General features: G+C 69.9%; 28 protein-coding genes and 1 tRNA gene. 15 read left to right on the plus strand and 14 right to left on the minus strand.

Annotated features, from left to right (window positions below; all coding sequences use genetic code 11):
- Positions 1-3 precede the first annotated feature (3 nt).
- Positions 4-79, minus strand: a tRNA-Lys gene (locus tag JWR33_RS12680).
- A gap of 52 nt (positions 80-131) precedes the next feature.
- On the minus strand, positions 132-293 hold the full coding sequence (locus JWR33_RS12685; protein ID WP_297412282.1) for a hypothetical protein: 162 nt from the start codon (positions 291-293) through the stop codon (positions 132-134).
- A gap of 87 nt (positions 294-380) precedes the next feature.
- Between JWR33_RS12685 and JWR33_RS12690 the strand changes: the two genes are divergently transcribed.
- The 4 genes from JWR33_RS12690 to JWR33_RS12705 all read left to right on the plus strand — a co-directional run bounded on the left by JWR33_RS12690 (position 381) and on the right by JWR33_RS12705 (position 3,521).
- Positions 381-1,010: a DNA-directed RNA polymerase subunit beta gene (locus JWR33_RS12690; RefSeq protein WP_297412283.1), complete on the plus strand. Its 630-nt coding sequence runs from the start codon at positions 381-383 to the stop codon at positions 1,008-1,010.
- Positions 1,011-1,151: 141 nt separating this feature from the next.
- The gene (sigK, locus tag JWR33_RS12695; protein WP_297412284.1) at positions 1,152-1,742 is read left to right on the plus strand and encodes an ECF RNA polymerase sigma factor SigK; all 591 of its coding nucleotides are present in this window, start codon (positions 1,152-1,154) and stop codon (positions 1,740-1,742) included.
- Positions 1,739-2,545 carry an anti-sigma factor gene (locus JWR33_RS12700; RefSeq protein WP_297412285.1) on the plus strand — a complete coding sequence of 269 codons (807 nt, stop codon included), beginning with the start codon at positions 1,739-1,741 and terminating at the stop codon, positions 2,543-2,545. The genes sigK and JWR33_RS12700 overlap by 4 nt, the downstream gene beginning before the upstream one ends.
- A gap of 91 nt (positions 2,546-2,636) precedes the next feature.
- Positions 2,637-3,521 (plus strand): phytanoyl-CoA dioxygenase family protein, encoded by an 885-nt coding sequence (locus tag JWR33_RS12705; RefSeq protein ID WP_297412286.1) that lies wholly within the window; start codon positions 2,637-2,639, stop codon positions 3,519-3,521.
- Between the two features lie 12 nt (positions 3,522-3,533).
- Here JWR33_RS12705 and pstB read toward each other — a convergent pair whose 3' ends face one another.
- The 7 genes from pstB to JWR33_RS12740 all read right to left on the minus strand — a co-directional run bounded on the left by pstB (position 3,534) and on the right by JWR33_RS12740 (position 11,563).
- Positions 3,534-4,313 (minus strand): phosphate ABC transporter ATP-binding protein PstB, encoded by a 780-nt coding sequence (gene pstB, locus JWR33_RS12710; RefSeq protein ID WP_297412287.1) that lies wholly within the window; start codon positions 4,311-4,313, stop codon positions 3,534-3,536.
- A 29-nt stretch (positions 4,314-4,342) separates the two neighbouring features.
- Positions 4,343-5,419 (minus strand): phosphate ABC transporter permease PstA, encoded by a 1,077-nt coding sequence (gene pstA, locus JWR33_RS12715; RefSeq protein WP_297412288.1) that lies wholly within the window; start codon positions 5,417-5,419, stop codon positions 4,343-4,345.
- Complete coding sequence (gene pstC, locus JWR33_RS12720) at positions 5,419-6,357, minus strand: phosphate ABC transporter permease subunit PstC (RefSeq protein ID WP_297412289.1); 939 nt, start codon at positions 6,355-6,357, stop codon at positions 5,419-5,421. Before pstC ends, pstA begins: the two co-directional genes overlap by 1 nt.
- Positions 6,358-6,477: 120 nt before the next feature.
- Positions 6,478-7,575, minus strand: coding sequence for a phosphate ABC transporter substrate-binding protein PstS (gene pstS, locus JWR33_RS12725; RefSeq protein WP_297412290.1), 1,098 nt, complete (start codon positions 7,573-7,575; stop codon positions 6,478-6,480).
- Positions 7,576-7,696: 121 nt separating this feature from the next.
- Positions 7,697-8,653 (minus strand): NUDIX hydrolase, encoded by a 957-nt coding sequence (locus JWR33_RS12730; protein ID WP_297412291.1) that lies wholly within the window; start codon positions 8,651-8,653, stop codon positions 7,697-7,699.
- A complete protein-coding gene (locus JWR33_RS12735; RefSeq protein ID WP_297412292.1) occupies positions 8,650-10,818 on the minus strand; it encodes an RNA degradosome polyphosphate kinase in 2,169 nt (722 codons plus the stop codon). Before JWR33_RS12735 ends, JWR33_RS12730 begins: the two co-directional genes overlap by 4 nt.
- Positions 10,819-10,873: 55 nt before the next feature.
- Positions 10,874-11,563: a response regulator transcription factor gene (locus JWR33_RS12740; RefSeq protein WP_297412293.1), complete on the minus strand. Its 690-nt coding sequence runs from the start codon at positions 11,561-11,563 to the stop codon at positions 10,874-10,876.
- 82 nt (positions 11,564-11,645) lie between these two features.
- Between JWR33_RS12740 and JWR33_RS12745 the strand changes: the two genes are divergently transcribed.
- From JWR33_RS12745 to JWR33_RS12760, 4 genes are all read left to right on the plus strand, one after another.
- The gene (locus tag JWR33_RS12745) at positions 11,646-11,903 is read left to right on the plus strand and encodes a hypothetical protein (protein WP_297412294.1); all 258 of its coding nucleotides are present in this window, start codon (positions 11,646-11,648) and stop codon (positions 11,901-11,903) included.
- Between the two features lie 197 nt (positions 11,904-12,100).
- Entirely contained in the window at positions 12,101-12,718 is a 618-nt protein-coding gene (locus JWR33_RS12750) for an FABP family protein (protein ID WP_297412295.1), read from the plus strand.
- Complete coding sequence (locus JWR33_RS12755) at positions 12,708-13,820, plus strand: glycine cleavage T C-terminal barrel domain-containing protein (protein ID WP_297412296.1); 1,113 nt, start codon at positions 12,708-12,710, stop codon at positions 13,818-13,820. The genes JWR33_RS12750 and JWR33_RS12755 overlap by 11 nt, the downstream gene beginning before the upstream one ends.
- A 4-nt stretch (positions 13,821-13,824) precedes the next feature.
- Positions 13,825-14,913, plus strand: a complete 1,089-nt coding sequence (locus tag JWR33_RS12760; RefSeq protein ID WP_297412297.1) for an FUSC family protein — start codon at positions 13,825-13,827, stop codon at positions 14,911-14,913.
- 8 nt (positions 14,914-14,921) lie between these two features.
- Here the strand turns inward: JWR33_RS12760 and JWR33_RS12765 are convergent, their stop codons facing one another.
- On the minus strand, positions 14,922-15,707 hold the full coding sequence (locus JWR33_RS12765; RefSeq protein WP_297412298.1) for a class I SAM-dependent methyltransferase: 786 nt from the start codon (positions 15,705-15,707) through the stop codon (positions 14,922-14,924).
- Between the two features lie 19 nt (positions 15,708-15,726).
- On the opposite strand from JWR33_RS12765, the gene JWR33_RS12770 reads away from it, so the two are divergent.
- On the plus strand, positions 15,727-16,530 hold the full coding sequence (locus tag JWR33_RS12770) for a phosphoglyceromutase (RefSeq protein ID WP_297412299.1): 804 nt from the start codon (positions 15,727-15,729) through the stop codon (positions 16,528-16,530).
- Between the two features lie 190 nt (positions 16,531-16,720).
- Here the strand turns inward: JWR33_RS12770 and phoU are convergent, their stop codons facing one another.
- The gene (gene phoU / locus JWR33_RS12775) at positions 16,721-17,374 is read right to left on the minus strand and encodes a phosphate signaling complex protein PhoU (RefSeq protein WP_297412300.1); all 654 of its coding nucleotides are present in this window, start codon (positions 17,372-17,374) and stop codon (positions 16,721-16,723) included.
- A 158-nt stretch (positions 17,375-17,532) separates the two neighbouring features.
- On the opposite strand from phoU, the gene JWR33_RS12780 reads away from it, so the two are divergent.
- Positions 17,533-18,696, plus strand: coding sequence for an ATP-binding protein (locus JWR33_RS12780; protein ID WP_297412301.1), 1,164 nt, complete (start codon positions 17,533-17,535; stop codon positions 18,694-18,696).
- A complete protein-coding gene (locus JWR33_RS12785; protein ID WP_297412302.1) occupies positions 18,693-19,382 on the plus strand; it encodes a response regulator transcription factor in 690 nt (229 codons plus the stop codon). Before JWR33_RS12780 ends, JWR33_RS12785 begins: the two co-directional genes overlap by 4 nt.
- Positions 19,383-19,400: 18 nt before the next feature.
- Here the strand turns inward: JWR33_RS12785 and JWR33_RS12790 are convergent, their stop codons facing one another.
- Entirely contained in the window at positions 19,401-20,012 is a 612-nt protein-coding gene (locus JWR33_RS12790; protein WP_297412303.1) for a DNA modification methylase, read from the minus strand.
- 184 nt (positions 20,013-20,196) lie between these two features.
- On the opposite strand from JWR33_RS12790, the gene JWR33_RS12795 reads away from it, so the two are divergent.
- Genes JWR33_RS12795 through rlmB form a run of 4 tightly spaced genes read left to right on the plus strand, consistent with a single transcriptional unit; the run spans position 20,197 to position 24,284 of the window.
- Positions 20,197-20,679, plus strand: coding sequence for a CarD family transcriptional regulator (locus JWR33_RS12795; RefSeq protein WP_286278258.1), 483 nt, complete (start codon positions 20,197-20,199; stop codon positions 20,677-20,679).
- A 22-nt stretch (positions 20,680-20,701) separates the two neighbouring features.
- Entirely contained in the window at positions 20,702-21,856 is a 1,155-nt protein-coding gene (gene ispD, locus JWR33_RS12800; RefSeq protein WP_297412304.1) for a 2-C-methyl-D-erythritol 4-phosphate cytidylyltransferase, read from the plus strand.
- 9 nt (positions 21,857-21,865) lie between these two features.
- Positions 21,866-23,305, plus strand: a complete 1,440-nt coding sequence (gene cysS / locus JWR33_RS12805; protein WP_297412305.1) for a cysteine--tRNA ligase — start codon at positions 21,866-21,868, stop codon at positions 23,303-23,305.
- Complete coding sequence (gene rlmB / locus JWR33_RS12810; protein WP_297412306.1) at positions 23,295-24,284, plus strand: 23S rRNA (guanosine(2251)-2'-O)-methyltransferase RlmB; 990 nt, start codon at positions 23,295-23,297, stop codon at positions 24,282-24,284. Before cysS ends, rlmB begins: the two co-directional genes overlap by 11 nt.
- Before the next feature lie 93 nt (positions 24,285-24,377).
- Here rlmB and JWR33_RS12815 read toward each other — a convergent pair whose 3' ends face one another.
- Positions 24,378-25,688, minus strand: coding sequence for a DUF4032 domain-containing protein (locus JWR33_RS12815; protein WP_297412316.1), 1,311 nt, complete (start codon positions 25,686-25,688; stop codon positions 24,378-24,380).
- A gap of 74 nt (positions 25,689-25,762) precedes the next feature.
- Positions 25,763-26,863, minus strand: a complete 1,101-nt coding sequence (gene ugpC / locus JWR33_RS12820) for a sn-glycerol-3-phosphate ABC transporter ATP-binding protein UgpC (protein WP_297412307.1) — start codon at positions 26,861-26,863, stop codon at positions 25,763-25,765.
- Positions 26,864-26,986 lie beyond the last annotated feature (123 nt).

Genomic DNA, 26,986 nt, shown 5'->3' on the forward strand with positions numbered 1-26,986 from the left:
ACCTGGTGGGCCCCGTGGGGCTCGAACCCACGACCCGCGGATTAAAAGTCCGCTGCTCTACCGACTGAGCTAGAGGCCCGCCCGACAAATGTAGCGCCCGGCACCCGGGCCGGAACGCGACGGAGGCGGGGTCAGACGCTGCGGCCGGTGACCACGCGCAGGAGGATGGCCAGCGCCGCCAGGACGAGCAGCACGAGGCCGACCCAGAGGAGCGCCGCCGCCGCCTTCACCAGCGCGCCCGCCAGAAGCAGGAGAACGGCGACCACCACGGCGATGCCGAGCAGGATCTTCATCGGTTCGACTCCTCCCCGTTTGGCCGGTAGTCCCAGGATACCGGCGTTCTCCCGGAGCTCGCTGGGGACCGCGCGTAGGCTGAACGGATGACGGAACGGTTCTCCAAGCCCGTGAAATTCGCCGGATACCAGTTCGAGGAGATCCAGGGCGGCGAGGATCCGGCTGCCGTCAGTCGGCTCGCCCACGAGACCGCCGCGGCCGTCATCGCGCGGGTCCGCGAGCAGGACGACCCCGAGGTCGTCGAGCGCCTGGTGACCTTCACCGACGAGCACGGGATCGACGCGATCGCGGAGCTGTGGTCTCGGGCGACCCCGCGCAGCCTGCCCGGCGCGCTCTGGCGGATCTACCTGATCCGCACGATGATCCGCGGCGACGCTGCCTCGATCAGCCTGTTCTATCAGCGCGGCTTCCAGACGGTGCGCACCATCGATCCGGTCGTCGCCGGGGCGCCCGAGCCGGCCGGGCCGGACGAGGTTCAGGAGCTCGCCGACCAGATCCTCCGCGGTGTCTTCACCGGTGACCTCGCCATCGCGCTCGACCGAGCGGCCGCGTTCTGCCGGATCGTCGCGAGCGGGTGCGCGAGCATCGCCGACGACGCGGAGGCCACCGAGCCTGGCCGGGCGACCGAGCTCACCACCCGTGCCGCGCGACTCACCGGCATCGGCGCCGACCTGAGTGCCTCCTCCAAGTTGTGGCGAAGCGGTGGCTTAGACTAGTTCGGCCGGGCCGCAGTAACCCCGGGCTCCAAAATTCGCCGCTACGAGCGGCTCCGCGCCGAGAGGCGTTAACTGCGGTCCGGCACCAACCTGAGCGACGAGATGCCGGGGATCGGCGGCGCGATGCGCGATGCTGGAGCTGTGCAGGACGAGTCAGCAGCCCTCGAGGAGGCGCCCGCGGTGGAGACGGTATCCACCGAGGACTTCCTCGCGCGCGTGGCCCGAGGGGACAAGGCGGCGTTCGCCGTCGTCTACGACCGCACGGCGGCCCGCGTCCTCGGGCTGATCCGCCGGATCCTCATCGATCCCGCGCAGTCCGAAGAGGTTTGCCAGGAAGTTTTTCTCGAGATATGGCAAACCGCATCGCGGTTTGAACCGAACAAAGGTCAAGCGACGACGTGGATCCTCACGATGGCTCATCGCCGGGCGATCGATCGGATCCGGTCATCGCAGGCGGGGCGAGACAGGGACCTCCGGATCGGCGTGCGGGATTTCCACCGCGACTACGACGACGTCTCCGAACGAGCGGAGATCCGACTGGAGAACGAGCGGGTGATGAGAGCCATGCAGCAGCTGACCGAGTTGCAGCGCCAGGCGATCACCCTGGCCTACTACGAGGGCTTCACCCAGACCGAGATCTCCGCAAAGCTGGGCGTGCCGCTCGGCACCATCAAGACCCGTCTCCGTGACGGCATGATCCGTCTGCGCGATGCGATGGGGGTGACCTCGTGAACCACGCGTTCGACCGCGCTGCGTCCTCCGGCGCCTACTCGCTGGGCGCGATGACCGAGCGTGAGGCGGCGGACTTCGAGAAGGCCCTCGCCGAGAGCGAGGAGCTCCGCGCCGAGGTCGCCGGGTTCACCGAGACCGCGGCCCTGCTGGCGTCGACTGCGCCGCCGGTGGAGCCGCGCCCGGAGATGAAGGCGGACCTGCTCGCTCTGCTCGACTCCACCCCCCAGCTCCCGGCCTCCACCGGCGAGCCCGCGCACAGCGCCGACGACGAGGACGCCGCCCCGGTTGTCGCCGCATCCCTCGACGAGCGGCGTGAACGCCGCAGCGCCGAGAGGACGCGTCCTCGCGCCCTCCTGGTGCTCTCCGCGGCGGCCGCCGCGGTCGTGCTCTTCGTCGGCGGAACGCTCCTCGGCGGCGTGCTCACCGCAGTCTCCGGTGAGCGCACCGCCGACCGGTTCGCCGCCCTGAACGCGGCCCCCGACCTGGTCCGGGAGGTCACCGAGCTGCCCGATGGCGGGACCGCCGTCGTGGTGGCCTCGGCGGAGCTCGGCATGTCCGCCGTGGTGCTGAACGACGCCGACCAGCTGCTTCCCGAGCACAAGACGTTCCAGCTCTGGTACCTCGACCAGTCCGGCGACGCAAACCCGGCAGGCCTGATGGAGCCGGAGGGGAACCGCAACTACGCCATGCTCGAGGGCACCTACGTCGAGGGCGACCACATCGCGATGACGATCGAGCCGGACGGCGGCTCGACGCAGCCGACGACGCCCGCCATGGTGCTGCTTCCCTCCTCCGCCGCCTGACCCGGCGCCCCCGTTTGGCCGCGGCTCTGGCGCGCCGCACAGGGGGCGAAGTTACGCTTTCGGTACCCCTCTTCGTGCTGGAAGGACGGCGATGACCGACACCAGAAGCGGCCTCGACGAAATAAGCCTCGGCGGACCCGACCGGCCGCCGGTTCCCGACGGTGTCTCGACCGAGGTCGCTGACGCCGTCCGCGCCCTCTACACGGAGGGCACGATCGGCAAGAAGGGCGCCTTCTCCCGCGAGTGGGCGACCGACATGGCGGAGGACGTCTACGTCGCCTTTCACGAGGCGCTCTCTCGGAAGGGCGGCGCCATGGGCCGCGGACCCCGCCGCTACTACGTCGAGATCCACCCCGAGCAGCTGCGCGGCTGGCTCGACCTCGTCGACCACCCGTGGGTGCGCGAGGTGAGTGAGGCCGTGCTCGGGCCCGACTACCAGATCGTCGAGCTCGGCTTCGACATCCCCTTCCCGGGGGCGAAGAACCAGCCGTGGCACCGTGACTTCCGGATGCCCGAGGAGACCCGCACCGGCAAGCGGCTCACCTCGCTCGCCTTCAACCTCACCGCGGTCGACACCGTGGAGGAGATGGGGCCGTTCGAGATCGCGCACGGCACCCAGTGGGACGATTCGCCGGAGTTCGATCACGGGATGTTCCCGCCGAAGGAGTTCTACCCCCGCTACCTGGAGCGGGCGGTCCGCAAGTACCCGAGCATGGGCGACATCGCGGTCCGCTCAGCGCTCACCATCCACCGCGGCACGCAGAACCACTCGTCCCAGCCGCGTCCGGTGCTCGTCCTCGGCATGGACGCACCCGGGGCGGGGAACGCCGACCACCACGACATGGCGGTCACCCGCACCTTCTTCGACTCGCTGCCACAGCGGGTGCGGGACCACCTGGTCTGCCCGGTGGTCGAGGAGCTCACGCCCATCACCCAGAAGCACGACATCGAGGGCCTGATGATGGGCGGCGCCTGACCGATCCGCCGATCAGCCGAAGCGGCCCGACACGTAGTCCTCGGTCGCCTGCACGCTCGGCTTGGAGAAGATGGTGGCCGTGTCGTTGTACTCGATCAGCCTGCCCGGCTTCCCGGAGCCGGCGATGTTGAAGAACGCGGTGCGATCCGAGACGCGGCTCGCCTGCTGCATGTTGTGGGTCACGATCACGATCGTGTAGTCCTGCTTGAGCTCTTCGATCAGGTCTTCGATGGCCAGGGTCGAGATCGGGTCGAGCGCCGAGCAAGGCTCATCCATCAGCACGACGTCCGGCTGAACGGCGATGGCCCGCGCGATGCAGAGGCGCTGCTGCTGACCGCCGGACAGCCCGGACCCGGGCGAGTTGAGCCGGTCCTTCACCTCGTTCCAGAGGTTCGCGCCGCGGAGCGAGCGCTCGGTGAGCTCGTCGGCGTCGCTCTTGCTGATCCGCCGGTTGTTCAGCTTCACACCGGCCAGGACGTTGTCTCTGATCGACATGGTGGGGAAGGGGTTGGGGCGCTGGAAGACCATCCCCACCTGGCGGCGAACGAGCACAGGATCGACGCCCGGCCCGTACAGGTTGTTGCCGTCGACGAGCACCTCGCCCTCGACCCGTGCTCCCGGGATCACCTCGTGCATCCGGTTGAGGGTGCGGAGGAAGGTGGACTTGCCGCAGCCGCTCGGACCGATGAAGGCGGTCACGGTCCGCGGCTCGATGGTGAGATTCACGTCCTCCACCGCTTTGAAGGCGCTGTAGTAGACGTTCAGGTCCTTGATGACGATGCGCTTGGACACGGTTCCTCTGATTTCTGGAGTCGCTGGGCTCAGCGGGCGATCTTGGGCGCGAAGAACTTCGCGATGAGGCGCGCGACGAGGTTGAGCGCCATGACGATGACGATGAGGGTGAGCGCGCCTGCCCAGGCCCGGTCGAGGTACGCACCGACATCGGTGCCCGGATTCGAGTACTGGGTGTAGACGAAGACCGGAAGGGTCATCATCCGCTCGCGGAAGGGATCGTAGTTCATGCTCGTAGCGAAGCCGGCGATCAGGAGCAGGGGTGCGGTCTCGCCGATGACGCGTGAGATGGAGAGCATCACGCCCGTGATGATCCCGGCGATGGAGGTCGGCAGAACCACCTTCACGATGGTCAACCACTTCGGAACGCCCAGCGCGTAGGACGCCTCCCGCAGCTCGTTGGGGACGAGCTTGAGCATCTCCTCGCTCGAGCGCACGACGACCGGAATCATCAGCACGGACAGAGCGACAGCGCCGCCGAAGCCGAACCGGATGCCCGGGTCGTTGAACAGGAGCGAGAACAGGGCGTAGGCGAACAGGCCGGCGACGATCGAGGGGATGCCCGTCATCACGTCGATGAGGAAGGTGATGGCCCGGGCGAGATGCCCGCGACCGTACTCGGTGAGGTAGAGCGCGGTGAACAGCCCGATCGGGACCGACATCAGGGTCGCCAGGCCGGTGACGATGAGCGTTCCGACGATGGCGTGCAGGGCGCCGCCGCCCTCGCCGACGATGTTGCGCATCGAGAAGCTGAAGAACTGGGGATCGAATCGGCCGATGCCGCTCGAGACCGTGGTCCACACGAGGGAGATGAGCGGCAGGAGAGCGAGGGTGAATGCGGCCGTGACGAGCGCCGTGGCCAGCCGGTCCTTCGCCTTGCGGCTTCCCTCGACGAGGGAGGAGATGGCGAAGATCAGCACCGCGTACAGGACGCTTCCGAAGAAGATGGTGCCCACGACGCTGAACTCGTCCATCGTCCCGGCGGCGAGGAGGATGAGGAACAGTCCCGCCATGACGAGCCAGCTGAAGATCAGCAGGACGGCGGCGGAGAAGCGCGGGAGCCGCCCGGCGGTGATGCCGGACCCCTGCTGAGCGACGGCGGTCATCAGTTGGCCCCCGAGAAGGCTTTGCGGCGGTTGATCACGATGCGCGCCACCGCGTTCACCGCGAAGCTGATCACGAAGAGGATGAGGCCGGTCGCGATGAGCACCGAGAGGAACTTGCCACTCGCCTCCGGGAAGTTGAGGGCGATGTTGGCGGGGATCGTCGTGGGGTTGGTCGACTGCAGCAGCACGAACGAGATCACCACGCTGGGGGAGAGCACCATTGCCACGGCCATCGTCTCGCCCAGGGCCCGGCCGAGCCCCAGCATGGCGGCCGAGATGATGCCGGGGCGTCCGAACGGCAGCACCGCGGTGCGAATCATCTCCCACCGGGTGGCGCCGAGCGCGAGCGCCGCCTCCTCGTGCAGGCGCGGAGTCTGCAGGAACACCTCCCGGCAGAGCGCCGTGATGATGGGGAGGATCATCACCGCCAGCACGACGGCCACGGTGAGGATGGTGCGTCCCGTGCCCGAGACGGGGGCGGCGAAGAGGGGGAACCAGCCCAGGTTCTCGCTCAGCCAGGTGTAGAACGGCTGCACGGATGGCGCGAGGACCTTGATGCCCCAGAGGCCGAACACGACGGACGGGACGGCAGCAAGCAGGTCGATGATGTAGCCGAGCAGCTGGGCGACGCGGCGGGGTGCGTAGTGCGAGATGAAGAGCGCGATGCCGATGGCGACGGGAAGGGCCATCACGAGTGCCAGCGCCGCGGCCCAGAGCGTGCCGAAGACCAGCGGGCCGACGTAGGTCCAGAAGTTGTCTGCCCCCTTGGTGTCGTCCGGACCGGCATCCAGTGCCGGAAGGCTCTCCGCGACGAGGAAGACCGCGACCGCTGCCAGCACGACGAGGATGAGCGACCCGGCCGCAAGCGTGATGCCGGAGAAGATCCGGTCGCCGGGCCGCTGCTTGGCGGCCGGGGCGGAAGCGGTGGACGCGGTCATCGTCGCGGATCTCCTTGGAACTGGGGGGCGGAACACAGCGTCGCGGGCCGATCCGTCCGGGCAGATGCGATGCGAGTCATCCTCGCACGCCTGCTCGATCGAACCGACCCGCGACCGTGATCAGGAGACGGACTCCAGAGCGGTGGCGACGCGCGAGGCGAGGTCCGCCGAGAGGGGAGCGGCACCGGCGGATGAGGCCGCCTCGGACTGGCCGTCAGCGCTCGTGATGTAGCCGATGTACGACTTCACCAGCTCGGCCTGCGCCGGGTCCGCGTAGGTCTCGCAGACGATCGAGTAGCTGACCAGGACGAGCGGGTAGTGGGACGGGTCCGTGGTGGTGCGGTCCAGTGCCACCGCGATGTCGTTGGCCCCGCGGCCCTCGACGAGCGGCGACTCCTCGACCACTGCGGCGGCGGCCTCGGGGGTGAAGGCGACGAACTCGTCGCCGACCTTGACCTTCGCGATGCCGAGGTCGCCGGCCTTCGACGCGTCGGCGTAGCCGATGGTGCCGGTGCCGTTGGTGACGGCATCGACGACACCGGAGGTGCCCTGGGCGCCCTCACCGGTCTTGTAGGGGAAGGGGTCGGCGGCCGGCTGGTCCCACACCTCGGGGGCGACCTTGTTGAGGTAGTCCGTGAAGTTCTTGGTGGTTCCCGAGTCGTCGGAGCGGTGCACGGCGGTGATGGCGGTGTCCGGCAGGTTCACGCCGTCGTTCAGGGCGGCGATCGCCTTATCGTTCCACCTGGTGATGTCGCCCTTGAAGATGGACGCGATCGTGGCGGCGTCGAGGTTGAGCTGGTCGACTCCCTCGACGTTGAAGATCACCGCGATGGGGGAGATGTAGGTCGGCAGGTCGATCGCCTTGCTGTCCGGGGCGCACGAGGCGAACGTGCCCGCGAGCTCCTCGTCGCTCAGCGCGGAGTCGCTCCCGGCCCAGTCGGATCCGCCGGCGATGAACGTCTCGCGCCCCGCTCCGGAGCCGGTGGGGTCGTAGGCGATGGTGACGCCCGAGTTGGCCGTCTGGAAGGCCGCGATCCAGGCTTCCTGCGCGCTGCCCTGGGCGGAGGAGCCTGCGCCGGTCAGATTGCCGGACAGGGTGGAGGCGGATCCGGCGCTGTTTCCGGAGGCCGCAGGCGCTTCGTTGGCGGCGCACGAGCTGAGAGCGAGCGTGCCGACAACGGCGAGACCGAGCAGCCCCGCGTAACGCTTGGAGATCAAAGGGTTTCCCTTCGGTTGTGAATGCAGGTCAGAGCGTCCGAGGACGCTCGGGATGACCGTAGGTGCCTGTGGTGAAGAGAGTTGTTCCCTCCGGTGAACGGGAGGTGAACGGGAGGGAGGGTCAGACGAGGGGCGCGTGCGACTCGATCGCGACGACGCGAGGCTTCTGCGCCGACCGTGCAATGTGCACCACGGTGAATTCGGCGGTGGTCAGGATCGCCGCCCGGGTGAGGCGGCCGTCGCGCTCGCCGCCGGCCTCCGCAACTATCGCGTCCAGCAGGTCGGGCAGCACCGGCGAGTGAGTGCAGAAGACAGCCGTGCGTCCCTTGGCGATGCGTTTGTGCACGAGCCGGTCCAGCGCGGGGCGGGGGTCCTCCCCGGTCGCGCCCTCCCAGGCGGCCTGCGAGAGCGCGGCGGCGGTCTTGATCTCGAGTCCGAGCGTCTTGGTCAGCGGCTTCACCGTATCCAGGCACCGGCGCGCGGGACTGCTGTGCACCGATTCCGGAGTGAATGCGGCGAGTGCGCCGACGATGGCGCCCGCCTGCGTGGCGCCGCGGGACGTCAGGCGCCGGGCCGTATCGCCCTCGTCGGAGTCGATCTCCGCCTTCGCGTGCCTCAGCACGATCGCCGCGAAGGTGCGGTGGTGGTTGCGGTCGACGAGCGCCTGGAAGCGGTCGAGCAGCTCGGTGTCGCGCTCGTAGGTGAGGAGCGTGCGCGCCTTCTCCACCGAGAGCCAGTGGATCTCGTCCACCTCGTCGCTCGGCCGAAACCTCCCCCGGCGGAGCTGGTCACGGTCGACCTCGGCAGCCCAGTAGCGCACCAGCTTGTCGCGCCCGTTGGGGAGCAGATATTCGGTGGTGCCGAGGGGAGCGCCGAGCGTGACGGCGAAGCCCGTCTCCTCGCGGATCTCCCGCACCGCCGCCTCGGCAATGGTCTCGCCGTCGTCGATCTTCCCCTTCGGGAAGCTGACGTCCTCGCGGAGACCCCGGTGGATGACCAGGACCTGGACGCCCTTCTTGCCCTCGCGCCAGCAGACCGCTCCGGCCGCCAGGACGGCTCCCGCATCGGCAGCCGTCACCGGCTCCGCCTGCGCGCCGTCACCTGGCGCATCACCACGTTCTGCAGGTCCTGCAGGGCCGCACCGTTCTTGGCCCGGGCGTGCCGTGTCCACACTCCGTCGCCGTCGAGGCTCCAGGCGGAGGTGCGCTCGTCCATTGCGAGGTCGAACAGCTTGGCGATCTCGCGCCGGTGCCGGGCGTCGGTGAGTCGCACGAGCACTTCGATCCGGCGGTCCAGGTTGCGATGCATCATGTCGGCGCTGCCGATCCACACCTCGGGATCGCCGTCATTGGCGAACGCGAAGATCCGGGAGTGCTCCAGGTACCGCCCGAGGATCGACCGCACCGTGATGGTGTCGCTGAGCCCGGGCACGCCGGGGCGGATGGCGCAGATGCCGCGCACCCAGATGTCGACCGGCACGCCGGCCCGGCTCGCGCGGTAGAGGGAGTCGATGACGGCCTCGTCCACCATGGAGTTGACCTTGATCTGGATCCGGGCTGGCTTGCCCTCCCGGGCGTTGACCGTCTCGGCCTCGATGCGCTTGATCAGGCCCTTGCGCAGGTAGCGCGGCGCGACCAGGAGCCTGCTGAACTTCTTCTCGATCGCATAGCCGGACAGCTCGTTGAAGAGCCGGGTGACCTCCTTGCCCACCTGCGGGTCCGCGGTGAGCAGGCCGAGATCCTCGTAGATGCGGCTGGTCTTCGGGTTGTAGTTGCCGGTGCCGATGTGCGTGTAGTGCACCAGGTCGCCGTTCTTCTCCTGCCGCACCACCAGCGCGAGCTTCGCGTGCGTCTTGAGTCCGACGAGGCCGTAGACGACGTGCACGCCGGCCTTCTCCAGCTTGCGGGCCCAGGAGATGTTGTTCTGCTCGTCGAAGCGGGCCTTGATCTCGACGATCGCGAGCACCTGCTTGCCCGACTCCGCCGCATCGATCAGCGCCTCCACGATCGGGCTGTCACCCGAGGTGCGGTAGAGGGTCTGCTTGATCGCGAGCACCTGAGGATCCGCGGCCGCCTGCTCCACGAACGACTGCACGCTGGTGGCGAACGACTCGTACGGGTGATGCAGCAGCACGTCGGCCTTCGACACCGACGCGAACACGTCCGGCGCCTGGTTCGGCTCGGTCGGCAGCAGCTGCACGGCCGTGGTCGGCAGGTGCGGCGGGAACTTCAGCGCGGGCCGGTCCAGCTTGGTCAGTTCGAAGAGGCCGCCGAGGTCCAGCGGCGCAGGCAGGCGGTAGACCTCCTGCTCGGTGATGTCGAGCTCGCGGATCAGCAGCTCGAGGGTCACCGGGTCCATGTCGTCGGTGATCTCGAGCCGGATCGGGGGACCGAACCGGCGGCGCAGCAGCTCCTTCTCGAGGGCTTGGATGAGGTTCTCGGACTCGTCCTCGTCGATCTCGACGTCCTCGTTGCGGGTGAGCCGGAACTCGTGGTGCTCGAGGATCTCCATCCCGGGGAACAGGGCGCCGAGGTGGTTGGAGATGAGGTCCTCGAGCGGGATGAAGCGGGCGCGGCCGGAGCCGTCGTCGGGCAGCGCCACGAATCGCGGCAGCATGGAGGGCACCTTGACCCGGGCGAACTCCACCTTCTCGGTCTTCGGGTTGCGCACCCGCACCGAGAGGTTCAGCGAGAGGCCGGAGATGTAGGGGAACGGGTGGCCGGGGTCGACGGCGAGGGGCATCAGCACCGGGAAGATGCGCTGCGAGAAGAGCTCGTGCACCCGGTCGCGGTCCTCGTCGCCCAGGTCGGTCCACGTCTCCACGTGGATGTCCGCATGGTCGAGTGCCGGCTTGACCTGCTCGCGGAACACGGCCGCGTGCCGGGCCTGCAGCTCGTGGGCCATCCTGCTGATGTCGGCGAGCACGTCGAGAGGGGCCCGCCCGACGTTCGTCGGCACGGCGATGCCGGTGGCGATCCGCCGCTTGAGGCCGGCGACCCGCACCATGAAGAACTCGTCGAGGTTGCTCGCGAAGATGGCGAGGAAGTTCGTCCGCTCGAGCAGCGGCAGTGCGGGGTCCTCCGCCAGCTCGAGCACGCGCTGGTTGAACGAGAGCCAGCTCAGCTCGCGATCGAGGTAGCGGTCGACGGGAAGCGACTCGTCCTCGAGAAGTGGGGCGGAATCGAAGTCGTCGAGCACCTCGGCGCCGGGCGACGGATCACGCACGAAGGTGTCGCTGTCCATCGCCTCATTGTGGCACCGGCGAGCGGACCCCGCGGGAACTCGCTGCCGAACCGGGTCAGCGCGCAGCGGAGAGGTGCGGCTCGGTGTCCTCTTCGTAGACGTTGAAGCGGTAGCCGACGTTGCGCACCGTGCCGATGAGTGACTCGAGGTCGCCGAGCTTGGCGCGCAGCCGTCGCACGTGCACATCGACGGTGCGGGTGCCGCCGAAGTAGTCGTAGCCCCACACCTCGCTGAGCAGCTGCTCGCGGGTGAACACCCGTGAGGGATGGGTGGCGAAGAAGCGGAGCAGCTCGAACTCCTTGAAGGTGAGGTCCAGCGGGCGGCCCTGCACCTTCGCCGAGTAGCTCGCCTCGTCGATGACCACCCCGGAGGTCTGGATCTTCGAGGCGGACTGGTCCTGAGCCATCCGGCCGATGACGAGGCGGATGCGAGCATCCACCTCCGCCGGGCCGGCCGTCTCCAGGACCACGTCGTTGGCTCCCCAGTCCGCGGACACGGCGGTGAGGCCGCCTTCGGTGAGGATCAGGACGAGCGGCACGGTGATCCCGGTCGTGTGCAGGATCTTGCAGAGGGACTTGGCGCTGGCCAAGTCGTACCTCGCGTCGACGAGGATCACGTCGCACGGGGGAGCGCTGATGAGCTGTGCCGGCTCCGCCAGGATCTGCCGCGTCTTGTGGCTGAGCAGGCCCAGCGCGGGCAGCACTTCCGTGTCGGGGGCAGGCGTGAGGATCAACAGCTGCGCCACGGACCCTCCAAGTTGCTCGGCCTCATAGTAAACCAGGCCCCGCCCCCGCCGTCGTCCCCGGCTTCTGAGGCAGAATGGCGGGGTGAGGGGACACTGGCCGGGCGTGGTCGCGGTCTGGGCAGCGGCCGCAATCGGCGCGGTCGTGGTGCTGGTGACCGCAGACCCCTCGCTGCGCCTGCGACTCTGGCCGCTCGTCCTCGCCGGAGCGATGCTCGTGAGCTTCGCTATCCAGCTGGCCACGGGCGAGAAGGTGGGCTTCGTCCAGCGCCTCACGGCGTCCGCACTGGGCGCGTTCGGCATCTGCGCGGTCGCCTGGCTCCTGGGCGTGCTGCTGCCCTGAGCCCCGCCAGGGGCGCCGAGGGTAGACTCTCGGCATGCTCCTGGCGCTCGAAATGTTCTACCTCGGACTCCTCGTGCTCGCCTCGCTCGCCATCGGCTGGGTCTCGGTGGTCGTCCTCTACAACCTGTTCCGGGGCCAGCGCTAGTTCCCGCCGTCGAATCCGCGTCCCGCAAGGAGGCGTCGGAGGAGTGTCGCCTATGATCAACCTGCCGATCGGACTGCCCGCAGAGCTGGTCCCGCTGTCCTGGCTGCTCGGGGTGTGGGAGGGACGAGGAGTAGTGGAGTACACGATCGGGGAGGAGCAGGTCCGCCAGGAGTTCGGCCAGCGGGTCAGCTTCAGCCATGACGGCATGCCCTACCTCAACTACTCATCGCACACCTGGCTGCTCGAGAGCGGTGACGAGACCGGCTCGCTCGGCAGTGAGCCGCTCGTCGCGGAGGCCGGCTACTGGCGCCTGGCGCGCGGTCAGGCCGCCGGCGATCCGGGCCCCGGCATGCTGCCTGCCGTCGGCCCCCGGCCCTTTCCCACGGCCGAATCGGTGGAGGCCCTCCGCAACGAGTCCGAGGGCTTCGACATCCAGGTGTCCCTGGTGCATCCCACCGGGGTCAACGAGCTCTACCTCGGTCAGGTCCGCTCCGCGCGCATCGACCTGGCGACCGATGCGGTGATGCGCACCGCCGGGGCCAAGGAGTACGCGGCCGCGACGCGCCTTTACGGACTGGTCGAGGGGGACCTGCTCTGGGCCTGGGACATCGCCGCCCTGGGGCAGGAGCTGCGCAATCACGCATCGGGACGGTTGAGCCGTGTCGACTGATTCGCCGTTCCTCGAGCTCCCCGGCGCGGTCGAGGGCACCGGACTCGACGCGGGCGTCCCCGGCCACTACGGCAGCCCGCTGGCGGAACAGCGCGCGCTCGCGTCGGGCACCGCTATCGCTGAGCTGGCCCGCGGCGTCCTCACTGTCACCGGGCCGGACCGGCTGAGCTGGCTCGACTCGCTCACCAGCCAGCGCCTGACCACCCTTGCGCCCGGCGACTCCGCCGAGACTCTGCTGCTCGACCCGCACGGGCGCCTCGAGCACGACCTGCGTGTGGTCGACGACGGCCACACCGCCTGGATCGTGGTCGAACGCGCCGAGGCCGCTCCGCTCGCGGTGTTCCTCGACCGCATGCGCTTCATGCTCCGGGTCGAGGTGGCGGACGTCACCGCAGCGACGGCGGTCCTCGGCCGCTTCGGTTCCGATCCGGTGCCCGGCGCTCCCGCCCGCGCCCGCTGGGAGGATCCCTGGTCCGCGCGGGTGGTTCCCGGCGGCGCTGGCTATGCGCCGGAGCTCGGCCACCCGGCCGCCGACTGGTCGTGGAGCGAGACGGTGGTCGACCGCGACGCGCTGCCGGCCGTCTCCGCCCTGGCCGCGGCCGGGGAGATCGCTGTCGCGGGAGCGCTCGCCGTGGAGGCGCTGCGCATCGCGGCCTGGCGCCCGCGGCTCGGCGCAGACACGGATGAGCGGAGCATCCCGCACGAGCTCGACTGGCTGCGCAGCGCGGTGCACCTCGGCAAGGGCTGCTACCGCGGGCAGGAGACCGTGGCGAAGGTGCACAACCTGGGCCGGCCCCCGCGCCGCCTGGTGCTGCTCAACCTGGACGGGTCCGAGGGTGTGCCCGTGGCCGCAGGCGCGCGAGTCGAGGATGCGGCGGGCACCGTGGTCGGCACCGTGACGTCGGCGGCGCTGCATCACGAGCTCGGCCCGATCGCCCTCGCGCTCGTGAAGCGCAATCTCAACGCCACCGCCCAGCTGGTCGTGCGCACAGGCGGAGTCGCCCTGGCCGCGGCGCAGGAGATCATCGTGCCCGCCGACGCGGGGCCGGCGCTCGCCGACCTGCCGAAGCTTCCCCGCCTCGGCTCGGCCGCTCGTCGCTGAGGTCGTGCGCCAGGACTGGACAGCGTTCGGGGCGCGGGCGCGCGTCGCTTTCGACCGGGCGGGCGCCTCGCTTCCGGCGATCCTGCAGATCGCCGGCGCCGCCACCGTCGGCTACGTGCTCGCCAAGTACGTCCTCGGTCACCCGACCCCGATCTTCGCCTCGACGGTGGCCATCACCGCGCTCGGCTTCGCACGCGACGCCCGCCCCAGCAGGGTCGCGGAGACCGCGCTGGGCATCACTCTGGGGATCCTCCTCTCGGATCTGCTGCTCCTCGGAATCGGCCGCGGCTGGTGGCAGCTGTTCCTGGTCCTCGCGGCCACACTCGTCGCCGCCCGCGTGCTGTCCTCCAGCCCCGGCTTCGCGGCTGCGGCGGGCGTGCAGGCCACGCTGGTCACGCTGTTCCCGGTCGCGGGCGGAGGAGAGTTCAGCCGGGTGCTGGACGGCCTGGTCGGCGGGGTCGTCGCGCTGCTCTTCACGGCGCTGGTGCCTCGCGACCCGATGCGCGAGGCGGTTCGGGAGGCGCACCGCGTGTTCGCCGCGTGCACGGACGCGACCGCCGACCTCGCCGCCGCGCTCCGGAGCGCCGACGAGCCTCTCGCGTCGCGGAGCCTCGAGGCCCTCCGCCGAACCCAGCCCCTCGTCGACGCCTGGTCCGGCTCCCTCGACTCGGCGGTGGCGATCGCCCGCGTCTCGCCGTTCCTCCGCCGCCACCGGGCCACGCTGCAGGGACAGCGACGGCTGCTGCGCGGAATGGACCTCGCCTGCCGCAACCTGCGGATCATCGCCCGGCGCATCGACTTCCTCGTCCGGGACGCCCGCCCGCGGCCGGAGCTCGCCGCGCTGCTCGGCGAGGTGTCGAGCGCGATCGCCGTGCTCGCCGCGGCGGTGGACGACCCCTCGAGCGGCGAGGGCGCCCGCGACCGCCTCGTGGTGCTGGCGCGGCGCCTCGCCCCCGAGGTGGCGCTGCCCGAGGCGGGCATCACCGAGAGCATGGTCCTCCTGCTGCTGCGGCCGCTCGTCGTCGATCTGCTCGCCGCGGCGGGATTCGATGAGGCCGATGCGCGGGCGCTGCTGCCCGCCCTCCCCGACTGATCCTCGGGCTACCAGGCGAAGCCGAGCGGAGCCACCGCCTCCCATGGCACCGTGAGCTCGCCGAGCTTCAGCCGGTTCCTCGGCGTGAGCACGGGCCAGCCGGCCTCGGTGAGCCGGCGGACCGTCTCGGCCCAGCGCTGGACCGGCCCGAACTCGCCGTAGGCGGCCGTGTGGGCCCAGAACCGGTCGAGGTCGCTGAGGAGATCGTGCACCCGCTCGCCCGCCACATTGCGGTGGATGAGGACCTTGGGCAGTCGTTCGGCGACCACCGCGGGATGTTCGAGGCCCGCCAAGCGCAGCGAGAGCGTCAGGCTCCGCGGACCGTCGCCCGTCACAGCGACCCAGCTCGCGACACGGCCGATCTCGTTGCTCGTGCCGTCGACCAGCATCCCGCCGGGGGAGAGGCGGCCGGCCATCCGCCGCCACGCGTCGCCGACCTCCTCTTCGCCGTACTGCCGCAGCACGTTCATCGCGCGGATCACGTCGGCGGTGCCGCCGCCCGGAACCGGCACCTCGAAGCCGCCGCGCACGAACTCGAGCCCAGGCCGCGCGTGGGGCTGCGCTGCGGCGACGCGCTCCGGAGCGATCTCGACGCCGATGACCCGGGTCGCGGGCCGCACCCTGCGGAGCCGGTCGAACAGCTCCGCCGCGGTCCATGGGGCAGCGCCATAGCCGAGGTCGACGACGAGAGGCGCGGGGCGGCGCAGGAAGCCGGGCTCTGCCGCGATCCATCGGTCGACGCGGCGCAGCCGGTTGGTGCCGGTGGTCCCGCGTGTGATCCGCCCTTCCGGCATGGCTATTAAGGTAGGGGACATGCCAGCGCCCTACACGCTCGTCCTCCTCCGCCATGGTCACAGCGAGTGGAACGAGAAGGGGCTCTTCACCGGCTGGGTCGATGTGGGCCTCACCCAGCAGGGGATCGACGAGGGCATCCGGGCGGGGCGGCTGCTGCACGAGTCGGGCATCAAGCCGGACATCCTGTACACCTCGCTGCTCACCCGCGCCATGCAGACCGCGAACTACGCGCTCGTCGAGGCGAACCGCCTCTGGATCGAGACGAAGCGCACCTGGCGCCTCAACGAGCGCCACTACGGCGAGCTGCAGGGCAAGGACAAGGCGGCCACCCTCGCCGAGTACGGCCCCGAGCAGTTCCAGATCTGGCGCCGCTCCTTCGACGTGCCGCCGCCGCCGATCGGCGACGACAACGAGTACTCGCAGAAGGACGACCCGCGCTACGCCGAGCTCGGACCGGACCTGCCGAAGACGGAGGCCCTCGCGGACGTGATCACGCGGATGCTGCCCTACTGGGAGATCGAGATCAAGCCGCAGCTGCGCGCGGGCCGCACGGTGCTCGTGGTCGCGCACGGCAACTCGCTGCGCGCCCTGGTGAAGCACCTGGACGGCATCAGCGACGAGGACATCGCCGAGCTGAACCTCCCGACGGGCATCCCGCTGGTCTATCGCCTGGACGAGAACTACCGCCCGATCACCCCGAACGGCGAATACCTCGACCCGGCCGCCGCGGCAGCAGGAGTCGCCGCAGTAGCGGCCCAGGGCACAAAGACAGAGGCGGAGACCACGGAACAGTCCACCTCCCCGGCCCCCCACACCGCCTGAACCAGAGCGCGCGGCGCCGCGGCGCCCCTTCTCAGTACTTGACCGCTGGGGCAACGGCCGACCAGTCCCGAGCGATCCCAAAGGGGAGCGCTGGAGGTGGCATTCTCGGCCGAGGGCGAGTTTTGGGAGCCACGCTCGGCGCCCAACTGTCTGAGCACCGGTCGACGACGCCGCCCCCAGCGCGGCGACATCAGGACGAAGCGACCACCCAGTCACCCGTAGCCAGATACTGAACCTTTTTCGCAATCGACACCGCGTGATCGGCGAACCGCTCGTGATACCTGGAGGCGAGTGTCGCGTCGACCGTATCGACGGCCTTGCCTTTCCAGGTCTCCCCGAGCACCTTGTCGAAGACGCTGAGGTGGAGCTCGTCGATGCTGTCGTCGTCGTTGCGGATCTCTTCGGCGAGCCCCAGATCTTCGGTGCGGAGGAGTTCGGCGAGTTTGCGGGCCATGCTGACGTCGAGCCGGCCCATCTCCTGGAAGGTGCTGCGGAGGCCCTTGGGGACGACCTTGTCCGGGAATCGGTAGCGGGCCAGCTGGGCGATGTGCGAGCTCATGTCCCCCATCCGCTCGAGCGAGGCGCTGATCCGCAGGGCGCTGACGACGACGCGGAGATCCCGGGCGACGGGCTGCTGCCGGGCGAGGATGTTGATGGCGAGCTCGTCGAGGCTGAGTGCAAGCTCATCGATCCGGTTGTCTTCGGCGATGACCGTCTCGGCGAGACCGACATCGGACTCGTTGAAGGCTCGAGTGGCGAGCTCGATCGATGTCGCGACCAGGTCCGCGATGGTCACCAGTCGCTCCCGAACCTCGGTGAGCTCCTGCTGGAAGACCTCGCGCATGCCGCACTCCCTACCGCGGCCCCGGCCGCTCGTCGATTGGCCAGCTTCGCCGCTCGAGGTGAACGGGAGGCGTCGGAATCCTGAACGGAATCAGAATTGCGCCTCGCCGTCGCCCCCCGCGGACGGGCGGGGGCCATGATTCTCATAGTGTATTCGACATGCTTTCAGCTTGGCTGGTGCCGCTGGCCTTGCTCTTCGGGCTCGTCGTCGGCGGGGGGATCACCGCGCTCATGATCGCGGCGATCCGCGCCGGACAGCGCGCGGCCGAGGCGGTCTCCAAAGAGGTGCCCGACGGCATCGGAGGCGTTCTCGATGCCCTCGATTCCGCAGGCATCGTCGTGGACCCGTCGAACACGGTCGTCAAGCTGTCCCCGGGGGCCGCGGCTCTGGGCCTGGTGCACCAGCGGGCGCTGCTCTATCCGTCCCTCGTCGCGGTCGTGGATGAGGCGAGGGCGAGCGACGAGCCGATCCTCCGCAATCTGGCGCTGCCTCGGGGTCTGTTCGGGGACGCCGCGCTCCTGCACGTGTCGGTGCGGGCCGCTCGCCTGGGCGCCCGGTTCGTCCTGCTGCTCGTCGACGACCGCTCGGATGCCTTGCGGCTGGAGGACGTCCGCCGGGATTTCGTGGCGAACGTGAGTCACGAGCTCAAGACCCCGATCGGGGCGGTCTCGCTCCTCTCGGAAGCACTGGACTCCGCTGCAGACGATCCCGACCAGGTCCGCCGGTTCGCCGGCCGGCTCAGCACTGAGGCAGGTCGCCTCGCCCGCATCACCCAGGAGATCATCGAGCTGTCGCGGCTTCAGTCGGGGGACCCCCTCGATTCGCCGGACCTCATCGACGTGGACCACGTGGTGGCGAGCGCGATCGATCAGAACTCGGTGGTTGCTGCCGCCCGCGACATCGAACTGGTCCGGGGCGGAGCGAAGCACACCGAGGTCTACGGGGACGAGCCGCTGCTCATCGTGGCCCTGCACAACGTGATCTCCAATGCCATCCAATACTCGCCGAAGGGCTCCCGGGTGGGTGTGGGGGTCCGGAGGAATGAGGGGCTCATCGAGTTGTCGGTGACCGATCAGGGCGTCGGCATCGCCGAGGAGGACCGCGAGCGGGTGTTCGAGCGGTTCTACCGCGTCGATCCGGCTCGGTCGAGGCACACGGGCGGGTCCGGTCTCGGGCTCAGCATCGTCAAGCACGTGGTCCAGAACCATGGCGGCGAGGTGCGGCTCTGGTCTCAGCCCGGCCGTGGCTCGACCTTCACCCTGCGCCTGCCGGAGGCCACGCCCGCTCGGGCTGCTGCCCTGGGACTGGAGAGGAACCCATGACCAACCTTCTGCTCGTCGAGGACGAACCCGCCATCAGCGAGCCGCTCGCCTACCTGCTCTCGCGGGAGGGCTACCAGGTGACGGTGGCAGCGGATGGCCCGTCGGCGATCACCGAGTTCGCTCGGGCGGCGCCGGATCTGGTGCTGCTCGACCTGATGCTGCCGGGACTGCCGGGGACCGAGGTGTGCCGGGAGATCCGCACCCGCTCGTCGGTGCCGATCATCATGCTCACCGCCAAGGACTCCGAGGTGGACATCGTCGTGGGCCTCGAGCTCGGGGCGGACGACTACGTCACGAAGCCATACTCGACGCGGGAGCTCCTCGCCCGGATCCGCGCGGTCCTGCGCCGCCAGGTGGAGCCGGGCGACGATCAGAACGTGCTGCACGTCGGGCCGGTGCGGATGGATGTCGAGCGCCACATCGTGACCGTGCACGGCCAGGCCACCGCGATGCCGTTGAAGGAGTTCGACCTGCTCGAGTTCCTCCTGCGCAACGCAGGCCGGGTGCTCACCCGCGGTCAGCTGATCGACCGCATCTGGGGTTCCGACTACTTCGGCGACACCAAGACCCTCGACGTGCACATCAAGCGGGTCCGGGCGAAGATCGAGGAGTCCCCGTCCGAGCCGACCCTGCTCGTGACGGTGCGGGGCCTGGGTTACCGCATCGAGGATCTCCCGCCGGTCTGATCGCCGGCGGCGGAGCGCCTACTGGCCGGAGTCGACCGAGTCGCCCGGCTGGGTGTTGCCCGTGTTGTCGCCCTCGGGGACCGTTCCCGGCGTCGGCGTGCTGATCGGCGTGGGGACCGCGCTCGGGACGACCGCGGCAGGGGAGGGGCTCGGGGTGAGGGTGCTGTACTCGGCGAGGGCGGAGTCCAGCACGGGCACCTTCAGCTCGGAGCCCTCCGCGTTGCCGCTCTGGAAGTAGACCGGGAACAGCGATCCCGGCTTCGTGTCGACGCCTTCGAGCACCACCTGGTCGGACGCCGCGAAGCCGTAGGTGACCGTCGAGGACGCCGGCACGGACAGGTTGACGCTCGCCCGCCCGCCGGTCGCCGTCGCGGAGGTGCTCTCGTACTGCACCGTGAGCGCCTGCTGTGCGTCGGTCTGGTTGATGACCGAGACGATCAGGGAGGCGCGGGTGCCGTCCGTGGTCACGAGGAGTGCGTTGCGCACGGCGAGCTCGCCCACCTCTGCGCCGACGCCGTCACTCGGGTCGTACGTGCGGGGAAGCTGCGGGGCGCCGAAGCCACAGGCCGTGAGGCCGACGGTGAGCATGGCCGCGAGCAGTGCGGACACCGCCGCACGAGACTTGAGCACTGTCTTCCTCCCTGCGGATCGGGATCTGCAGGGGGATCGCTTCTCCGCCCCCGCGGGGGGCGCGATCCGGTCGCCGTCCGCCTCTGCCGAGCCTACTGCACTCACGTGCTGCCCCCAGGGGACGACCGGGCCGTCATACGGCCGCTGTGCTAGAATTGTCGCCGGTCGAAAGGACTCATCACCCATGCTTTTCGAGGTCGGCGAGACTGTCGTATATCCCCATCACGGGGCAGCAACCATCACAGAGGTCAAGAAGAGGATGGTGAAGGGTGAGGAGAAGGTATACCTCAAGCTGAACGTGACTCAGGGCGACCTCACCATCGAGGTTCCCGCGGACAATGTCGACCTCGTCGGCGTCCGTGACGTCATCGGCAAGGAGGGCCTGGACCGCGTGTTCGAGGTGCTTCGCGCCCCGTTCACCGAGGAGCCGACCAACTGGTCGCGCCGCTACAAGGCGAACCTGGAGAAGCTCGCGTCGGGCGACGTGATCAAGGTGTCCGAGGTCGTCCGCGACCTCTGGCGCCGTGACCAGGATCGCGGGCTGTCGGCCGGCGAGAAGCGGATGCTGGCCAAGGCCCGGCAGATCCTCATCTCCGAGCTGGCTCTCGCCGAGAAGACCGACGAGGACCAGGCGTCCACGGTCCTCGACGAGGTCCTCGCCTCCTGACCCCTCGCACGGAGATCAGTCGGTGACGGGCGAGCCGTCCGTCGCCGTCGTGATCGTCGCAGCAGGCAGCGGCACGCGGCTGGGCGGTGGCATCCCCAAGGGCTTCGTGGCGCTGGGAGGTGTTCCGCTCGTCGAGCGCGCCGTTCATGCCGCTCGAAGCATGGGCGAGCCCGTGCAGGTGGTCTCGGTGGTGCCCGCGACGCTTCAGACGCGCGCCGAGGAGCTGCTGGGGTCTCGGGCCACGGTCGTGGCCGGGGGCGAGAGCCGCCAGCAGTCCGTCGCGGCCGGGCTGGCGGCACTGGTCGGCTCGGTGCGGACGGTGCTCGTGCACGATGCGGCACGCGCTCTGGCGCCGGCATCCCTCTTCGACGCGGTGGTCGACGCGGTGCGGCGGACCGGAGGTGGGGTGGTGCCGGGGCTTCCGGTGGCAGACACCATCAAGCGCCTCGGTCCGGATGGCGCCGTGCTGGCGACGATCGACCGCTCCGAGCTGTCCGCGGTGCAGACGCCTCAGGGCTTCCCACGCGCTTCCCTCGAGAAGGCCTACGGGCGCGCCGAGCAGGAGTACACGGACGACGCGGCGGTGTTCGCGGCCGCCGGGCAGCCTGTGATCGTCGTCCCCGGTCACCCGCTTGCCTTCAAGATCACCACGCCCGCCGATCTCGCCCGCGCCGAGCAGCTGCTCGCTCCTGGCGCTCCGCCCCGCACGGGGATCGGCATCGACGTGCACGCGTTCGGCGGCGACGGTGAGCTCCGCCTCGCCACGCTCGCCTGGCCGGGCGAGCCGCCGCTGGCCGGGCACAGCGACGGTGACGCCGTTGCGCACGCCATCTGCGACGCCCTGCTCTCCGCCGCGGGCCTGGGCGACATCGGCGAGCGGTTCGGCACTGCAGATCCCCGCTACGCGGGAGCGGAAGGCGCGGTGTTCCTGCGGGAGACGCTCGCCCTGCTCCGCGCGAACGGCTTCGAGCCCGGCAACGTCTCCGTGCAGATCGTGGCCGCCCGGCCGCGGTTCTCCGCTCGCCGCCGGGAGGCAGAGGCGGCCCTCTCGGCCCTGATCGGTGCTCCGGTGAGCGTGACCGCCACCACCTCCGACGGGCTCGGCTTCACCGGCCGGGGCGAAGGGGTGGCGGCGATCGCCACAGCTCTCGTCCGGCCCGCCGCCCGGCTTCCCTAAGCTAGTTGCGTGGCGCTGCGACTGTACGACTCCCTCGCGGCCGGGCTGAGGGACTTCGAGCCGCTCGTGCCCGGCGCGGCCGGGCTGTACGTCTGCGGACCCACCGTGCAGTCCTCGCCGCACATCGGCCACCTCCGCTCCGCGCTCGTCTACGACCTCTGGCGTCGCTGGCTGACCTACCGCGGGTACCGGGTCACGTTCGTGCGGAACGTCACCGACATCGACGACAAGATCCTCGTCAACGCGCAGGCCAGCGCCACCGGCGGTGTCCCTGCGGAGTCGTGGTGGGCTCTCGCCTACCGCTACGAGCTCGAGTTCACCGCCGCGTACACCCAACTCGGCGTGCTCGCGCCCACCTATGAGCCGCGGGCCACCGCCAGCGTGCAGCAGATGCAGCAGCTCATCGCGCAGCTCATCGACCGCGGTCACGCCTATCCGGCACCCGATGGCTCGGGTGACGTGTACTTCGACACCCGCAGCTGGCCGGCCTACGGAGCGCTCACGCGGCAGTCCCCCGACGACATGGTCACGGCGGCGGACGCCGACCCCCGTGGCAAGCGCGACTCCCGGGACTTCGCGCTCTGGAAGGGGCACAAGCCCGAGGAGCCCGAGTCCGCCGCGTGGGCGTCCCCGTGGGGTCCCGGCCGTCCCGGCTGGCACATCGAATGCTCGGCGATGTCGGCCCGCTACCTCGGCGACGAGTTCGACATCCACGGCGGCGGGCTGGATCTGCGGTTTCCCCATCACGAGAACGAGCTCGCCCAGTCCACTGCCGCCGGACGCGGCTTCGCCCGGTACTGGGTGCACAACGGCCTGGTGAACGTCGACGGCCAGAAGATGTCGAAGTCGCTCGGCAACTCCGTGTTCGCGGCGGACCTGCTGCAGCTCGCCCGCCCCGTCGTCGTTCGCTACTACCTGGCAGCGGCCCACTACCGCTCGGTGCTCGACTACCACGACGGCGCCCTGACCGAGGCGGAGGCGGCGTTCGACCGCATCGAGGGCTTCCTCGACCGCGCCTCCCGTCGCCTCGACGGCACGCAGATCACCTCCGGCCAGGTGGGCACCGTCCCTGCAGCCTTCGCCGATGCCCTCGACGACGACCTCGGGGTGCCCGAGGCGCTAGCGGTGCTGCATGAGACCGTTCGCGCCGGCAACGCGGCACTCGACGGGGACGATCTCGCCACCGCGGCCGACCGCCGGGCGGAGGCGCGCGCCATGACGCAGGTGCTCGGCATCGACCCCGCCGATCCCGTCTGGCGGCGCGGGCAGGACGAGCCGGCCCGGCGGGCGCTGCAGGCGCTCGTCGAACGGCTGCTCACCGACCGCCAGGAGGCCCGGGGATCCCGCGACTTCGCCCAGGCGGATCGCATTCGGACAGAACTGGCGGAGGCGGGCATCGTGCTCGAGGACTCCGCGAACGGAACACATTGGAGCATTGATGGCGAATAGGCAGGGACGGCCCGGGGCCGTCCGGAAGAACTCGAAGGGGCCGAAGGTCGGTTCGGGCGGGCAGGGCCGGCAGGCGCTGCAGGGCCGGGGACCGACGCCCAAGGCGGAGGATCGCGACTACCACCCCGCAGGCAAGCGGAAGGCGGCGGCCGACCGGGCGGCCGCCCGCCCCGGCGGCCAGCGGGTCGCGGGCCAGCAGCGCCCGGCTCGACGCGCGAAGTCGACCGATGAGTCGGAGATCGTTGCCGGCCGCAACTCGGTGGTGGAGGCGCTCCGCGCCCGGATTCCGGCGACCGCCCTCTACATCGCCCTCAAGCTCGAGATGGACGATCGGGTCCGGGAGGCGATCGCCCTGGCCGGGCGCCGCGGCATCCCGCTGATGGAGATCACCCGGCCCGAGCTCGACCGGCTCACCGGCGACGACAACGTGAGCCAGGGCATCGCGCTCAAGGTGCCGCCCTACGAATACGCGCACCCACTCGAGCTGCTCGACACGGTCGAGCGGACGAAGGCGGTGCCGCTGCTCGTGGCGGTGGACGGCATCACCGACCCCCGCAACCTCGGCGCGATCATCCGCTCGGTTGCCGCGTTCGGCGGTCAGGGCGTCATCGTGCCGCAGCGCCGGTCGGTCGGCCTCACCGCGTCCGCTTGGAAGACCTCGGCCGGCGCCGCCGCGCGCGTGCCGGTGGCCATGGCGCCGAACCTCACCCAGACGCTCAAGTCGCTCAAGGAGCGCGGGCTCTTCGTGATCGGCCTCGACGGCGGCGGTGACACCCCGCTGCCGGGACTCGAGCTCGCGAGCGGCCCCCTCGTGGTGGTCGTGGGCAGCGAGGGCAAGGGCCTGTCGCGCCTCGTGACGGAGACCTGCGACGCGGTCGTCTCGATCCCGATCAGCGCGACGACGGAATCGCTCAACGCGGGCATCGCCGCGAGCGTGGCCCTCTACGAGATCTCGAAGCTGCGGGCGCCGAAGAGCTGACCCCTGAGTGTGCCCGTTCCGGCGCGGAGTGCCCGCTAGAGCGGCCACTTCGCGCCGGAACGGGCACTCGAGCGGCCGTCGATGGAGCGGGAGTCAGACCCGGGAGCGCCAGTCGCCGTCGGCGTCGGCGTCGAGCTCTGCGTCCAGCTCCTCCTCGTCGAGCGGCAGCGTGAGGATGCCCGTCTGAGGGTTGATGACGGTCGCCTCGTCGCGGCGGTGGCGGAGGATGTCGTCGATGTACGCGGCGACCGCCTCGGCGAGAGGCACGTCACGCGATTGCTTCTGGGACATGAACCAGCGGTGCTCGAGCAGCTGGTGGAACACCTCGGCGGGCTCGAGCTTGCCCTTCAGGTCGCGGGGGATGGCGCGCACGACGGGCTCGAAGACCTGGGCGACCCACTCGTGCGCCAGCGCCTCCTCGTCCTGCTCCTCGCGCCCGAAGGTCGCCGCGTAGGAGTCGAGGTCGTTCAGCAGCCGCCTGGCCTGGTTCTCCTCGGCGTCGATGCCGGTGAGCCGGATCAGGCGGCGCTGGTGATGGCCCGCATCCACCACCTTGGGCTGGATCCGCACCTGGGTGCCCTCCTGGTCCGTGCGGATGGCGAGCTCCTCGATGTCGAAGCCAAGGGCGTTCAGGCGGTCGACCCGCTCATTGATGCGCCAGCGCTCGTAGCCCGGGAAGCTCTCCCAGCCGGTGAGCTCTGCCCAGAGCGTCCGGTACTGGGCGACGATCCGCTCGCTCACCTCGACGGGGTCCACGTCCTCCTCGACGCGGCCGCCGGCGGCGAGATCCATCAGCTCTCCCGCGATGTTGACGCGGGCGATCTCCAGGTCGTTCTCGCGCTGCCCGTTCGACAGGCCGCCGCCCGTATAGAGCTTGCCGGTCTCGGCATCCACCAGGTATGCGGCGAACGAGCCGGCGTCGCGGCGGAAGAGCGTGTTCGAGAGCGACACGTCGCCCCAGAAGAAACCGATGATGTGCAGTCGCACGAGGAGCAGGGACAGGGCATCCACGAGCCGGGTGGCCGTGTCCGGCCGGAGTGCCTGCGAGAACAGCGCACGGTAGGGGAGGGAGAACTTGAGGTGACGCGTGACGAGGACCGCCTCGAGCGGCTGGCCGTTCTCGTCCGCCCGGTTGGAGATCACCGCCACCGGTTCGACACAGGGGACATCCATGCGCTGCAGGGTGCGGAGCATCTCGTACTCGCGGCGCGCGAGGTCCTCCGACGTCTCCTTCACCGCGATGACGTAGCCGGAGAGGTTCACGAAGCGCACCAGGTGCCGCGAGATGCCCTTGGGCAGCGCGGCGATGGTGTTCTCCGGCCAATCCTCGAGGGGAACGTCCCAGGGAAGGTCGAGGAGGGCGGGATCGACCATCGCGGCCGTGATGTTGAGAGAACCGGAGATGGCCATGAGAATCCCAGCTTAAAGCCGAAGGGCCCGCCGCGGAGTCGCGGCGAGCCCTTCGCTGTCCTGAACCGTCAGGCCAGGGTGACCGCGCTGCTGAGGCGCTCGCCGCTCTCCACGTCGAACACGTGGACGTGTCCGGGCGCCGCGGTGAGGTAGACGGTCTCGCCCATGCTCGGGTGGATGCGTCCGTCGACGCGCGTCACGATGTCCGTGCGCTTGCCGTCGATGTCGGAGTGGCCGTAGAGGTAGCCGTCCGCGCCGAGCTCCTCGACCAGGTCGACGTGGACCGCGAGCCCCTCGCCGCGGGTCTGCGACACGACGATGTCTTCGGGGCGCACGCCGATCGTGACGTGGCTGCCGCTCGCCTGCGCGCCGATGCTCCGCTCGAGCGGAACCACCGACGTGCCGAAGCGGACCCCGCCCTCGGTGAGGTCCGCGGTGAACAGGTTCATCGCGGGGCTGCCGATGAAGCCGGCGACGAACACGTTGTTCGGGGCCTCGTAGAGGTCGCGGGGGGTGCCGACCTGCTGGAGGAGCCCGTCCTTGAGGACCGCGATGCGGTCGCCCATGGTCAGCGCCTCGGTCTGGTCGTGGGTCACGTAGACCGTGGTGACACCCAGGCGGCGCTGCAGCGACGCGATCTGCGTGCGGGTCTGCACGCGGAGCTTGGCGTCGAGGTTCGACAGCGGCTCGTCCATGAGGAACACCTGAGGCTGACGGACGATCGCGCGGCCCATCGCGACACGCTGACGCTGACCACCGGAGAGGGCCTTCGGCTTGCGGTTCAGGTAGGGCTCGAGGTCGAGCAGTCGCGCGGCCTCGAGTACGCGGGTCGCACGCTCGTCCTTGTTGATGCCGGCGATCTTCAGGGCGAAGCCCATGTTCTCTGCGACGGTCATGTGCGGGTACAGCGCGTAGTTCTGGAAGACCATCGCGATGTCGCGGTCCTTCGGCGGAACGTCTGTGACGTTGCGGTCGCCGATCAGGATGCTGCCTGCGTTGACCTCTTCGAGGCCGGCCAGCATGCGGAGCGAGGTGGACTTGCCACAGCCCGACGGGCCGACGAGGACCAGGAATTCGCCGTCGGCGACCTCGAGGTTCAGCGCGTCGACTGCGGGGCGGGTGGAACCCGGGTAGAGCCGGGTGGCGTGGTCAAAGGTAACCGAAGCCATGGTGATATCTCCTTCACCGGCAGGTACGTGCCGGACGATCCGTAGTGAAGCTGTCGCCCAGCGTCGGACGACGGGCCCAGTATGGCACGCTGGACAGGCAGGAAGAGAGCCCGGACCTGCAAG

Source organism: Naasia sp. (assembly GCF_025465545.1).
Classification (GTDB): domain Bacteria; phylum Actinomycetota; class Actinomycetes; order Actinomycetales; family Microbacteriaceae; genus Naasia.

Bases quoted from the DNA above. Each gene is read 5' to 3' on its own strand.
- JWR33_RS12685 (WP_297412282.1), bottom strand. From the start codon at position 293: ATGAAGATCCTGCTCGGCATCGCCGTGGTGGTCGCCGTTCTCCTGCTT.
- JWR33_RS12690 (WP_297412283.1), top strand. From the start codon at position 381: ATGACGGAACGGTTCTCCAAGCCCGTGAAATTCGCCGGATACCAGTTC.
- JWR33_RS12705 (WP_297412286.1), top strand. From the start codon at position 2,637: ATGACCGACACCAGAAGCGGCCTCGACGAAATAAGCCTCGGCGGACCC.
- pstA (WP_297412288.1), bottom strand. From the start codon at position 5,419: ATGACCGCCGTCGCTCAGCAGGGGTCCGGCATCACCGCCGGGCGGCTC.
- pstC (WP_297412289.1), bottom strand. From the start codon at position 6,357: ATGACCGCGTCCACCGCTTCCGCCCCGGCCGCCAAGCAGCGGCCCGGC.
- JWR33_RS12735 (WP_297412292.1), bottom strand. From the start codon at position 10,818: ATGGACAGCGACACCTTCGTGCGTGATCCGTCGCCCGGCGCCGAGGTG.
- JWR33_RS12750 (WP_297412295.1), top strand. From the start codon at position 12,101: ATGATCAACCTGCCGATCGGACTGCCCGCAGAGCTGGTCCCGCTGTCC.
- JWR33_RS12765 (WP_297412298.1), bottom strand. From the start codon at position 15,707: ATGCCGGAAGGGCGGATCACACGCGGGACCACCGGCACCAACCGGCTG.
- JWR33_RS12770 (WP_297412299.1), top strand. From the start codon at position 15,727: ATGCCAGCGCCCTACACGCTCGTCCTCCTCCGCCATGGTCACAGCGAG.
- phoU (WP_297412300.1), bottom strand. From the start codon at position 17,374: ATGCGCGAGGTCTTCCAGCAGGAGCTCACCGAGGTTCGGGAGCGACTG.
- JWR33_RS12780 (WP_297412301.1), top strand. From the start codon at position 17,533: ATGCTTTCAGCTTGGCTGGTGCCGCTGGCCTTGCTCTTCGGGCTCGTC.
- JWR33_RS12785 (WP_297412302.1), top strand. From the start codon at position 18,693: ATGACCAACCTTCTGCTCGTCGAGGACGAACCCGCCATCAGCGAGCCG.
- JWR33_RS12795 (WP_286278258.1), top strand. From the start codon at position 20,197: ATGCTTTTCGAGGTCGGCGAGACTGTCGTATATCCCCATCACGGGGCA.
- rlmB (WP_297412306.1), top strand. From the start codon at position 23,295: ATGGCGAATAGGCAGGGACGGCCCGGGGCCGTCCGGAAGAACTCGAAG.
- ugpC (WP_297412307.1), bottom strand. From the start codon at position 26,863: ATGGCTTCGGTTACCTTTGACCACGCCACCCGGCTCTACCCGGGTTCC.